This is a genomic window from bacterium, from assembly GCA_026398675.1.
GTDB lineage: Bacteria > RBG-13-66-14 > RBG-13-66-14 > RBG-13-66-14 > RBG-13-66-14 > RBG-13-66-14.
The window spans coordinates 1-12,723 of sequence record JAPLSK010000178.1; the positions used below are offsets into that span (position 1 = coordinate 1).

Sequence of the window (12,723 nt, forward strand, 5' to 3'; positions counted from 1 at the left end):
GCCAAGACGGGCGGCCTGGCCGACGTGGCCGGCGCCCTGCCCCGGGAGTTCAACCGCCTGGGGCACGACACGCGACTCGTCATGCCGCGCTACGCCAAGATTAAAAACGAGTTGGAGCCGGTGAAGACCGGCCTGGGCGTAAATCTGGCCGGGGAGCGCGTGGCCTTCGATTTGCTGCGGGATGTGAGCCAGGGCTACGAGGCCTGGTTCGTGGATTGCCCGAAATTTTTCAGCCGACCGGGGCTCTACGGCGAGGACGGGGTCGATTACCCCGACAACGCCGCCCGCTTCGCCTTTTTCGCCAAGGCGATTTTGGCCGCGGCCGAGGCGCTCAATTTCACCCCCGACGTCATCCACTGCCACGACTGGCAGACCGCGCTCGTCCCCCTGCTTCTAAAGAATAGCGGCCGCCCGTTCTCTTCCGGCACCCTCTTCACCATCCACAACTTGGCCTACATGGGCAACTTCCCTCCCGGCGAGGCGCTGCCCTTGATCGGCCTGGACGACGGGGTGTTCGCCGCCGAGGGCGGCCTCGAATACTACGGCAAGGTGAACTACCTCAAGGCCGGCCTGGTATCAGCCGATATTTTGACCACGGTGAGCGAGACCTACGCCCGTGAGATTCAGACGCCGGAGTTCGGCTACGGGCTGGAGGGGGTGCTGCGGTCCCGCTCCGCCGACCTCTTCGGCGTCTTGAACGGGATAGACTACGAAATCTGGAATCCCGCCGTGGACGCCGACCTCGTCGCCCGCTACTCGGCCGAAGACCCCGGCGGCAAGACACTGTGCAAGGCCGACCTTCAGCGGGAGTACGGCCTGCCCGAGCGGGCGGACGTACCGCTCTTCGGCATGGTAACCCGCCTGGCCGACCAGAAGGGGCTGGACCTCTTCGAGAAGGTGGCCGAAGACTTCTTCGCGAGGGAGCTGCAATTCGTCCTCCTGGGGACGGGCGACCCGAAGTACCACGCGCTCTTCGGCGACCTGGCCGCGCGGTATCCGGAAAAGTGCGGCGTGCGGCTGGCCTACGACGCGGCCCTGGCCCAGCGCATCTACGCCGGGGCAGATCTTTTCCTCATGCCGAGCCGCTACGAGCCCTGCGGATTGGGTCAGCTCATCGCCCTGGCTTACGGGACCCTGCCTTTGGTCCGGGCCACGGGGGGGTTGGCCGACACCATCCGGGAGGGGGAGAACGGCTTCGCATTCACGGACTACGTGCCGTCGGCCCTTTTCGACGCGACCCGGCGCTCCCTGGCGGCTTTTTCCACCAGGGAAACCTGGGGCGGGCTGGTCCGGCGGGCCTTCGCCTCCCGGTACCCCTGGTCCCGCTCGGCGGAGAGGTACGTCGAGCTTTTCGATAGAACCTTGACAGAGAGGCGCCGGGGCTAGTCCCCGCTGGACTTGACCCCGGGGTTGTGTTACTATGCGCGAGGCGGCGTGAAAGTCGCCCGCTTCGACCCGGGTGGTCGGGATGAACCGGGCCGTTGAGATACATGACGCCGTCGTCGAACTGCTGCAACCGCTTTTGGTCATTGAGGGGCTCATTCTGGTCGAGTGCACGGTCGCTCTCAGCCGGGGCTCCCTGAAGCTGGACCTGGCGGTGGACCGCGACGGGGCGCCGGCGGATGGTGTACACGGCCTTGTCGTGGGTGAATACTCACGCCTGACCCGCTACATCTTGACCGTGCTCGAGGCCGAGATGCCCGAGTTGGGCGAGATTCAGTTGACGGTAGGCGAAGAGGGCCAAGAAACGGTAGGCCTCTCCGAGAATGGATTACGACTTCATCCAAGCCCTGGAAGCCATCGCCAGGAACAAGGGCATCGAGCAGGACATCCTCTACGACGCGCTGGAGGCTGGCCTTCTGGCCGCCGGTCGGCGCCGGTTCGGCGAGCACGCCGTCATATCGTCCCAGGTGGACCTGGACGAGGGGAAGGTCCTGGTCTGGTTGACCAAGAAGGTAGTGCGCAGGGTCAAGGACCACATCACGGAGATTTCGCAGAAGGACGCGCGGTACCTGGCCGGCGCCGAGGTGGTCATCGGCGACGAGCTGGACATCGAGGTGGACACCTCGGATTTCGGCCGCTCCGCCGCCCAGACCGCCAAACAGGTCGTCATGCAGCGCATCCGGGAGGCCGAGCGGGACACCATCTTCGACGAGTTCAAGCACCGCGAGGGGACCCTGATTAACGGCATCGTCCAGGGCGACTCCGCCGGCGGCATCGTCATTGACCTGGGGCGCACCGACGGCATCATGCCCTATTCCGAGCGCATCCCCCGCGAGCAGTACCGCAAGGGAGACCGCGTCAAGGCCTTCGTGCTCGAGGTGCGCAAGACCAACCGCAGCCCCCAAATCATCCTCTCCCGGCGCCACCCGGGCCTGGTGGAACAGCTCTTCGCCCAGGAGATTCCCGAGGTGGCCGACGGGACGGTGGTGATAGCCGCCATCGCCCGCGACGCCGGTTTCCGCACCAAGGTCGCCGTCCGCTCCACCGATCCCAACGTGGACGCCGTGGGCACCTGCGTGGGACTGCGCGGCTACCGCATCCAGTCCATCGTGCGCGAGCTGGACCAGGAACGGGTGGACCTCGTCCTGTGGGACCGGGACATGCTCCGCTTCGCCAAGCACTCTTTCAACCCGGTTGAGGTCCTGCGGGCCGAATACGACGAAATCAACGAACGGGTGCTCGTCGTCGTCCCCGATGAAAAGCTGTCGGTGGCCATCGGCAAGGGCGGGCGGAACATCAAGCTCGCCTCGCGGCTGGTCGGGGTCCGGATTGATGTGCGCAGCCCCGAGCAGTACGAGGAGGAGAAGACCGCCCTCTCGGCCCAGGAGGAGCAGGAGGAGGTCGTCGCCGACCTGACCTGTCTGCCCGGGGTCGGCGAGTCCACGGCGATGAACCTCTTCGCGGCCGGTTTCGACGGCGTGGAGACCGTGGCGGCGGCATCGGCGGAGAACCTCTCCAAGGCCAAGGGCATCGGGCCGAAGACGGCGGAGAAGCTCATCCTGGCCGCCAAGAAGCTCCTGGAGGAAGAGGGCTACTAAAAACCGCCCCGGATGTTTCCCGCATCCCGTTGTGCGACAAGAAGCACATGGTGCAAGAAGGTCATTAGAAAGCCATCCCGGATGTTTCACCGGGTAGACCGCAGCCTGTTGTGCGACAAGAATCTCCTGGAGGAAGAGGGCTACTGGAAATCGTCCCGGATGTTTCACCGTGAAGACCGCAGCCTGTTGTGCGACAATAAGCACATGGTGCGAGAGGGTTATTAGAAGGTTATGAGGGTTCACGAGCTGTCAACAGAGTTCGGCATCCCGTCAAAGCTCCTGATAGCCAGGATGCGCTCCCTGGGTATCGAGGTGTCCGGCCACATGTCGTCGGTCAACCCCGAGCAGGAGAAGTTGCTGCGCACGAAGTTCAAGGCGCAGGCGTTGGCCGACGGCTCCTTCGACAAACCGCTCCCTAAGGCTCGGCGGGAGAAGAAACCGACGACGCCGGAGGAGAAGGCCCGCGCCCGGGCCGAATCCGTGGGGACGAAGCGCACCGACGATAAACCCCGGGTCCGCGTCCGTCACCACCCCCAGGAGGAGGTCGTCCAGGTCGAGGGCGAGTCGGTCGAAGTGCGGGAAGTCGAGACTAAGGGCGAGATTGTCATCGCCTCCAAGGTCCACCTCAAAGGCGTCGCCAAGACCGGGGCGAGAAAAGCCGCCTCGACGATGGAAACGGAGACGCCCGTCGTGGAGACCAAGGAGGAAGTGGAGCGGCCCGTCACTTCCCCGGTGGTTCCCCGGCGCGATATCAAGCGGCCCGATTTCGAAACCCACGGGGAGGAAGAAGAGGACAAGCGCGGTGGTTCGCGGGTGCTCTACCGCCCCGAGACGCCGGTCGCCGCCGAGGACGTCGGCTTCACCGCCCCGGAGAAAAAGCCGCCCAAGACCGTCCGTCGCCGCCGTCGTCGCCGCCGCCGGAAATCCAGCTCGGTGATGATCCACGAGCTCCGCACCAGCCGCAAGACACGATCCAGGGCCAAGGGCGAGGCCAAGAAGGTCTCCATTTCGAGGCCCATCACCCCCATCGAGCTGGCCGACCTGCTCCACCTCTCGGTGGACGACATCCTGGCCAAGCTCGTCGAGCTGGGCGAGGAGTACGGGGCCATCGAGGAGATGGATGTCGTCACGGTGGCTACCCTGGTGGATGAGCTGGGCTTCGAGGCGGTGCTGCCCACCGACTTCGATGATGAGAGCAAACTGAAGCCGCGCCCGCCGATCGTCGCCGTGCTCGGTCACGTGGATCACGGCAAGACCACCCTTTTGGACTACATTCGCCAAACCGAGGTGGCCGCCGGGGAGGCGGGGGGCATCACCCAGCACATCGGCGCCTACCAGCCTTTACCGCAATGCGGGCCAGGGGTGCCGAAGTGACCGACATCGTCGTCCTGGTGGTTGCCGCCGACGACGGCGTCATGCCCCAGACCGTCGAGGCCATCAACCACGCCCGCGCCGCCGACGTCGAGATAGTCGTGGCCGTCACCAAGATGGACAAGCCCGAGGCCGACGCGGAAAAGGTGCGGCGCCAGCTTTCCAAGTACAACCTCGCCCCCGAGGACTGGGGCGGTCAGACCACTTTTTGCGAGGTGTCCGGCGTCACCGGCCAGGGCGTGGACCAGCTCCTGGAAAGCCTCGCCCTCCACGGCGAGATGCTGGAGCTCAGGGCGGACGAGAGTGCCAACCCCCAGGGCGTCGTGATTGAGACCCGTATAGATCGCGGCCGGGGCGGCGTCGGAACGATCATCATCACCGACGGAACTCTTAAAATCGGCCAGGCCTTCGTCTGCGGTACCCAGGCCGGCAAGGTCCGACTGATGGCCGACGACAAGGGCAAGCAGATACAGTCCATACCGCCCGGCACACCCGGCGAGATCCAGGGCTTCGACGGTCTCCCCGAGGCGGGTGATTCCCTCATCTCCGTCGCCGACGAGAAGATGGCCCGCGCCATCGCCTCCCTGCGACAGTCCGCCGGCCGTGAGGAGAAGCTTGAGAGCGTCAAACGCAAGACCCTGGCGGATTTTCTCAAGCCCGGAGGGATCGAGGAGGCGAGCAAGCTGCCCCTCATCATCAAGGGCGATGTGAACGGAACCGTGGAGGCCGTGCGGGATTCCATCGTCCGGTTCAACTGCGACGAGGTGGAAATCGAGGTCATTCACTCCGCGGTTGGGGGTGTGACGGAGGCGGATGTGCAGTTAGCCGCGGCCACCGGCGCGGTCGTCGTCGGCTTCAACGTGGTGCCCGATTCCAAGGCGGTGAATCTCGCCCAGCGGATGGAAGTGCAGGTAAAGCTCTTCAGGATAATCTACGAGCTTTTGGACGAGATAAAGGCCATGGTGAGCGGCATGCTCGCTCCGGAGATACGCGAGCAGGGGTTGGGGCAGGCGGAGGTCCGGGAGACGTTCCGCATCCCCAAGGTCGGCGTCATCGCCGGCTGTTACGTGACTTCGGGCAAGGTGAAGCGCAACGTCATGGCCCGGTTGGTCCGGGACGGGCGATTGGTTTACGAGGGCCGGCTTTCAAGCCTCCGGCGATTCAAGGAGGACGTGCGCGAGGTCGCGGAGGGCTACGAGTGCGGCATCGGCCTCGAGCGCTTCGACGACATTCACGTCGGGGACATGATAGATGTCTACGAGCTGATCGAGGAGGCACGCGTGCTCGCGTAACCCGGCCGGGAGGGTGGCTTAACGGGGCGGTTCGTTAATGCCGGGGACTGTCGCGTGAGCGCCTTCGACTGAATTCCGGGAGTACGGTTTAACGGGGCGATGGGTGGGGCTGCTCGTTTTGTTTCCATTAAACGCGGGTTCTTTTTTAGTGCGCGGTTCGCTCGAACCGCTTTTTTTATCGCCGCTCGGGTCCGGGGTGCCGTTCGACGGTAAAAAATCGCCCGAGGCGAAGCGGGTGTGATTCAGCAAGTTCTGATGGGGAAGGTTTATAAAAAAACCCGCCCGTGGACGAGGTCCTTCTGAGCCTAGTGGTGTACTCATCGGGCTCGGGCGCGTGCGAAAACCCCGCTCATGGGCGGGGTCTTTTAGAGCCTAATTGAATGATTCAACCGCACCCACGGACGGGGCGGGGTCCGGTTAACCGGTCGTTTCGGTCGTCACAAGCGCGGTGAGTGCAGCGCCGGCCAACGCATCCCTCGCGGCACTCACCAGCTCGGGGGGCGAATCGGCGGATTCGATTATCCGAGTCAAGTATGTCCGGCCGACGCCGGTGGGATCGGCGGCCAGGGAGCCCAGAACGGTGAGCCTCACGGCCAGACTCTGGTCCTCGGTGGCTATTTGGCCCCAGATTAAAGGCATGCGTTTGTCGGTCCAGCCCGCTATCCGCTGGGCCACCATAATCCGGATGGGCTCGTCGGCGGTGCTGAAAAGGTGGCGCAGGCGTGCCTGGTCCCCAATGTTGTCCATGGCGGCTATCATCAGGGGGGCGTCCTGGGGGAAGAGGTCGAGTTGTTCGGTGAACCGATCCATGACCTTGTCCCCCCCGATTCTGATCAGTATTGCGTAACCGAGCTGCCGTATCCCGGGGTCGTCGTTTTTCAGGTAAGGCTCGAAGGCTGTGTAGGCGGTGGGGCGCAACTGGGAGATGTTATCCAGCAGCCCTTGGCGCAGGTAGTCGTAAACCAGGGCCTTCTCGGCCAGGAGGGCGTAGGTATCGTTGGACGCTATCTCCCCGGTGATGGTCTGGGTTGCGAAGGCCCAGGCGGGGATTTCCTGCGGCTCCGTGGCCAACTCCTCGATCTGGCTCTCCGGAGTGCCGGTCAGCTCAGCGGCCAGGAGATCGATGCCCGCTTCGAAGGGCGTCAAGTGCGGGAGGCCGGGTTCAATGGTCAGTGTGCGGGTTGAGCCGAGCTCTTCCGTAAAAAATGCGAGTCCGCGTCCGCTTTCGTCGTTGAGGCGGGAGAGGCAGACTGCGGCGCCGTAGCGGACGCTGTCGTCTGCGTCCTTGAGATGCAGGGCGACCTCGTCGTCCATGCGTTTGTCACCCATGCGGGAGACAAAGTCGAGGGCGGCGACCTTTACCGGCGGCGAGGCGTCCGACTCGAGCACGTTCAGCACTGCATCAATGGTGTTTTTGTCACCTATGGCCAAGAGGGAGCCGATGGCGCTTTCCTGCACCCAGGGATTGGGGTCCTGGAGGGCCTGGCCCAGGAAACCCGTGGTGCGCATGTCGGCGAATATGCCGAGTACCTGGGCCGCGCCCCAGCGGACGTAGTCGGACCCGTCGTTTAGAAGCCCAACCGTGGGCATCACGCCGCGTGTGTGGCCGATGTTCCCCAGGCAGGCTACCCCGATGAGCCGTCGGCCGACGCTGGGATCCGCGAGCATGTCAATGAAGTAATTGATACCGGCGCGGTTGTCGAAGGAGGCCAGCATGGAGGCGGCCCGCATTTTAACGTTGTAGATCGCGTTGAGGCTCGAGGAAAGGTCGTCGAAGCTGGACTTGGTCTCCGTGTAGATCGTGTAATCGTCCTCTCCCCGCGCGACCAACGCCGCGAGCTCGGCGTCGTTGTCAAGGAAGTCGTAGCGTGCAGCGGCGTCGATGGCGGCTCTCACTATCTGGATATCGGGGTCACCGAAGAGCTCCACCAGCATGGGCGGTGCCGGGATCTCGGAGTTGCTCCGCATGGATAGGGCGTCAATCGCGATGAGGCGCGTCAGTTGGTCGTTGTCCGCCCCAAGGTAGGGCTGGAGCTCCCCGTAGTCGGCGATGGAAGCGACCGCATGGGTGACGGCGGGGATGAGGGTTTCGTCGGTGTTGGCGTATCTCAGCAGGCGGTCGAGGTCCTCGGCGCTCCCCAGGGACCCCACGGCGCAGATGGCGGCGATGCGAACATCCCGGTCGGGGTCGTCAAGAAAACCGTTGATGGTGGCCAGATAATCCTTGTTGCCGAGGTTGGACAGGGAGTTTATCAATTGGAGCTTGACGAACCAGAGCTCGTCGGGTTTCAAGAGCGCCGCTTCCATTGCCTCCCCGCCGGTCCGCATCCGCCCGAGAACCATCGCGGCCATCATCCGTCTCTGCGGGTCGTCCTCACCGAGGGCGGCGACGGCTGCCGTCTCGACCGCCTTTTTCCCCTCCTCGCTCTCGAACCCGGCGAGGGCGCTGACGGTGGCGATTCGGACGCGCTCGTTGGCGTCGGACAGATAGCGCATCAGAGGCGTAATGGCCGTCGGGTCGTCGAAGACGTCCAGGGCCTGTATCGCCGGGATGCGGACGGAGGGTTCCGTGTCTTCCAGGGCGTTGATGCAGTGCTGGTAAACCGAATCCTTGAGCGTCTTGAGATTCTGCCGGTCGAGCGCGGCCGTTTCTTCGTCCCCGTAGGAGAGGGCTTTCTCCGCGTGCGTGACGTAGTATTCCCCGATGGCGTAGATGGCGCTGAATGTTGCTGCGCGGACTCCGGCCACCTGGTCCACGGCGAGCTGCTTGATGAAGTAGCCCGATTCGTGGAGGTGGAGTGCCGCCAACGAGCCGGCCGTGCTGATGCGGACGCCGGGGTCGGGGTCGTTCGCGCCGTAGGAGAAGAGGTCTATGGCACCTTCACGCTCCTTCTCACTGCCGAAGGACAGTTGGCCGAGGGCGGTCATCACCTCGCCGCGGAACTGGGCCGCCAGCTCGATGGAAAGCGCGTCCTCCCCGATCGAGATGGGTTCCCCCGGATTTTCGGTTTGGGATTCGGGGAGGTAGGAGGCGTCTATGAGGGGCTGCGCCGCGGAGACGGAGCCGATGGCGGCCATGCCTCGGACCGCGGTGACGCGGATGTCCGTGACTTCCCGCAGGATCGCCTCCTCGTCCATCTCCGACAGACGGGCCGGCGGAACCTGGGTTTCGAGGAGGTTGCGCACCGTCGGGAAATCGAGGAGCTTGGCGAAGATGTCCACACCTTCTTCGCCGAGCTTGACGATTTCATCCCGGGCGATGAGTCTGGCGCGGGCGTCCTCGGCGGTTACGACCGCGGAGATGAGCACGTCGCTGCTGGCGCCGCAACCTAAGGTGATGAGGGTGCACAGCCCGACAAGAAGGGCGGCAAAATGGGTCAGGCGCATCTCGGCCCCTTTCCGGGGGGTGGGATACCCCGTAATTCCAATAATTGGGTCAACTTTCAGCATTTTGATTCTAGCAGAACGCAATCTCCGAGGTCAAGAAAACGCTCCGAGACGATGCGCCAGTGCGTCGTACGCAGGCTCCTCCCCGGGGGTGTCCACCGCGAGCGCTTCGAACCTCGGATCGGAGCGGATCCAGGTCAGTTGTCGCTTGGCCAGCCTGCGTGTCGCCGTGGCGGTGTCCTCTATCGCCCGTTCGGAGGATATTTCCCCGCGCAGGCACGCCGCCGCCTGGAGGTATCCGATGGATTCCAGGGCGGGCGCCGAGGGAGGCACGCCTGATTCGAGCAACCCGCAAACCTCTTCCACCAAGCCGCGCTCAAAAATCCGGCGGGAGCGGTCGTTTATCCTCCCGTAAAGCTCGGTCCGGGAGCGGACGAGGGCTATCCGGGTCACCGTTCCCCCGAACGGTCGAGGCGCGGGTTCGGCGTTCCACTCGGAGAGTCCCCGCCCGGTTTGGAGGTGGACCGCCAGGGCACGGACCAGCCGCTGCCTGTCGCGGGGGTGGATGCGATCGGCCGAGGCCGGATCGCTCCGTCGGAGCCTCTCCGCCAGCTCCTCGGTCTCGAGCGCCTCCAGCCCACGCTCTACCTCGGGGTCCGTCTCCGGGGCACCGCTCAGGCCGTCGAAAAGGGCCCGGGCGAAGAGGAGCGTCCCGCCCACGACCAGCGGTATCCGCCCCCGGCCGTGGATTTCCGCGACGGCCTCAACCGCCAGATGGGCGTACCGGCCGGCGGAAAATCTTTCCGTAGGGTCGCACACGTCCACCAGGTGAATGGGCAACCGGGCGCGCAGCTCGGGCGGGGGTTTGTTGGCCCCGATTTCCAGACCCCGGTAGACCTTGACCGAATCGCAAAGGACCAGCTCGACGGGGAAAGACTCGGCGAGGCGAACCGCCAGCGCGCCCTTGCCGACGGCCGTCGGACCGCCGAGAAAAACGACACCGCTTTGAGATGCTTCAGTTTCCGTCACTGGCGTGGCCGCGTGTGCGCCGCGGATGGCTGAGGCTAAATTTACATTCGGTCAAAGAAGTGTTAAATTGCGGAAAATAGTGGAGCGCCATGCCGTATGAGAAGAAATTACCGCCCGAGTTCCGCCATCCGGTCGGGCTGTCCGGTCGCCGGAGGTACAGGCTGGTCCACGACCTTCCCGGCGTTGACCCCGGTCTGGACCGTATCATCGGGGAGAGCCTGAATGCCGCCCGGCGTAGGGCGTTTCTCATCGAGTGCGCCGGGGAGATGGGGGGCGACGGCGCCGCCTTCCGGGAAGCGCTGGCCACTCTCGTGGAAAAATCCGGGTTCAGGGTAATCCGCACCGCCGACCGCGGCGGGGTGGTGGAACCCCTGAGCCTCGTGAAGACGATTGTGGAAGGGTTCACCTCCTGGGCCGAATTGGGTGCGTCGCTCCCCGCCGGGATGGTGGAAAACCTCCACCTTCTGGGGGAAGGCTATGCCGGAGCCGGTGAAGGGAAGACCTGGGACGACGCGTATGACCCGACCGGTCTGCGCTGGACGCGGGTGGATTATACCATCGAACTCCTCGGGCGGGTCATGGAGGGGCCCACGGCGGTTTTCGCGGACAACAGCGAGGGGGGAGGGGACCTGGAAACCCTGGCCGTTCTGGAGAGGCTGATGAGCGAGAGGAGTCGCACGCCCCTGCTTCTGGTTCTGGGGGGAACCGGCGGCGCGGTCTATTCCGAGTATTTCGACCGGGTGGACAGCCTCCACATCCGGTACCTGCCATTAGTCCGGTCCGGAGAGCTGGGGAGCCTCGCCGAAGAGCTCGGTCGGAGGCTCAACCCGGCGCAGCTCGAGCACTACCTTGCGGAACTGCCCCGGAGCCGGGTTCACGCCGAGCAGCTACGGGCGTACTACGAGCTGGACCTGGGCGGCGTTTTCGATGAGCGCCTCCTCATGTCGAAGACGCCCATCCAGCTCTTCATGTACCGCCTGGAGAGGTTGAAGGAGGGGGAAAAAGAGGCCCTGTGCGCCCTGGCCGGCGAGACGCGCCCCCAGTCCGCGGAGAACGTCGCGAGGAGCACCGGTCTGCCCGTGAAGCGGGTGGAGAAGCTTATGGGCGAGCTGACGAGGAGGTTCTTCTGCGAGCGGCTGGATGCGGGTTACATTCTTCGCGTCCCGCGCTTCGGTGGGTGGATCGCCGATTTCGCCGGGGGGATGATGGACGGGGTTCACCTGGCGGGGCTGTCCGAGGAGGTCGAGCCCGGGCGGAGCTTTGTCGAGGATTATTTCCGGGTGAAGCACCTCTCGGCCGTCGGTCGTGACGACGAGGCCCTGACCGGGCTGGTGGATGTTCTGCAAAGCCTTCACCAATCGGGCTTCTTCCCCACCATCTGTTCCCTGGAGCCCCTCGTAAATATCGTCGCGTCCAGGGGGCGGAACAAACAAATGAGCCTGGAGGTCCGACTGATACTCGCCCAGGCCGAAAGCGAGCTCTTCCGGTTCGATTCGGCGTTACGGCTTTTGGACGCGGTCCGGGAATCGCTCTCGGTAGAGGACGCCCCATTCGCGGGTCGGGAGTGTCTCCTCCGGGGGGCCGTCCATGAGGCTAAGGGCGAGAACGACGCCGCGGTCCAGTGCTTTCGGGAGGCCGCGGAGCGGGCAAGGCGGAACGCTGGATGGGGCGCTGGCTCTCCGCCGGGCCGTGGACATCCAGGACTCGCTCGGCGACCTCGAACGGGACGGGTCTCTGCTCGACGAGCTGATGGGCTTTCCCGAGCGGGAAGGCATCGGGTACGTGAAGAAGCTTATAAAGGCCAAGCATCTGAAGCGGGGCGGGAAGTTCGAGGAGGCGGGGAAAATTCTCGCCGACCTGGTAAAGGCGGTGAAGCGCGGGGGTATCACCTGGCTGGGGGTGTCGGCGGAGATTGATCTGGGCAACGTAAATCGGCACCTCGGCCGGCTGGAGGAGGCCACGAAACAGCTCGGCGAGGCGGCGGATATCGCCCGCCAGAGGGGCGACCTGCGGGGGATGGCCGACGCCAAGTTGGGCCTGGCCAACATCCTCTACCTGCAGGGGCGATTCGGTGAGGCGGCGGACCTCCACCTCGAATGCCTGCCGATATTCGATAGAGTGAGGGCGCCCCACGAGCGGATGACCATCCTGAACAACCTCGGCATGATCTACCTGAACTGGGGGAGGCTGGAGTCCGCCCTCGACTGCCTGGAACGGTGCCGGGCGTACTTCGCCGGCACGCGCTACACCGCCTACCTCGACGCCGTGGAGCTGAACCTCGCGTTGGCCCTGGTGAACCTGGGGCTGGCGGCCGATGGACGAGTTCGGGGAGCGCCAGTACGACAACCTCTACGAGAAGTTCAAAGAGTTGCAGTTCAAGGTTCGGGAGCTTGAGCGTACTCTACGGGCCGTCCAGCCCCTCGCTGCGGAATATATGCAGGAACTGGGTCGTAAACTCGCAGAGAAGGAGAGCACGCTCCCCCTGCGACTGCCAAAAGGGGGTCGTTTTTGAGCGACACCCTTGGCGGAAAACAGCGTATTACCCGCATATCCTTCAAGGGTATCCCCCAAAAAGGATACCCTTATAAATGGACAGAAAGGAG

General features: G+C 64.4%; 7 protein-coding genes and 2 pseudogenes. 7 read left to right on the forward strand and 2 right to left on the reverse strand.

Going from position 1 to position 12,723, the window contains the following annotated elements:
* The 5 genes and pseudogenes from glgA to infB form a co-directional block, all read left to right on the forward strand.
* A partial coding sequence (gene glgA, locus NTW26_05810) for a glycogen synthase GlgA (protein MCX7021777.1) occupies positions 1-1,386 on the forward strand: 1,386 nt, incomplete at its 5' end.
* Positions 1,387-1,766: 380 nt separating this feature from the next.
* Entirely contained in the window at positions 1,767-3,041 is a 1,275-nt protein-coding gene (gene nusA, locus NTW26_05815; protein ID MCX7021778.1) for a transcription termination factor NusA, read from the forward strand.
* Between the two features lie 81 nt (positions 3,042-3,122).
* Positions 3,123-3,266: a hypothetical protein gene (locus NTW26_05820; protein ID MCX7021779.1), complete on the forward strand. Its 144-nt coding sequence runs from the start codon at positions 3,123-3,125 to the stop codon at positions 3,264-3,266.
* Positions 3,267-3,272: 6 nt separating this feature from the next.
* Positions 3,273-3,407 (forward strand): annotated as a pseudogene (locus NTW26_05825) (translation initiation factor IF-2 N-terminal domain-containing protein).
* Positions 3,408-4,295: 888 nt separating this feature from the next.
* Positions 4,296-5,704, forward strand: a pseudogene (gene infB, locus NTW26_05830) (translation initiation factor IF-2).
* A gap of 417 nt (positions 5,705-6,121) precedes the next feature.
* Here infB and NTW26_05835 read toward each other — a convergent pair.
* Positions 6,122-9,091 (reverse strand): HEAT repeat domain-containing protein, encoded by a 2,970-nt coding sequence (locus tag NTW26_05835; protein MCX7021780.1) that lies wholly within the window; start codon positions 9,089-9,091, stop codon positions 6,122-6,124.
* Between the two features lie 93 nt (positions 9,092-9,184).
* Entirely contained in the window at positions 9,185-10,120 is a 936-nt protein-coding gene (gene miaA / locus NTW26_05840; protein MCX7021781.1) for a tRNA (adenosine(37)-N6)-dimethylallyltransferase MiaA, read from the reverse strand.
* An 89-nt stretch (positions 10,121-10,209) separates the two neighbouring features.
* Here miaA and NTW26_05845 point away from each other — a divergent pair, with 89 nt between their 5' ends.
* Positions 10,210-12,036: a hypothetical protein gene (locus tag NTW26_05845; GenBank protein ID MCX7021782.1), complete on the forward strand. Its 1,827-nt coding sequence runs from the start codon at positions 10,210-10,212 to the stop codon at positions 12,034-12,036.
* On the forward strand, positions 12,020-12,514 hold the full coding sequence (locus NTW26_05850; protein MCX7021783.1) for a tetratricopeptide repeat protein: 495 nt from the start codon (positions 12,020-12,022) through the stop codon (positions 12,512-12,514). Before NTW26_05845 ends, NTW26_05850 begins: the two co-directional genes overlap by 17 nt.
* Positions 12,515-12,723 lie beyond the last annotated feature (209 nt).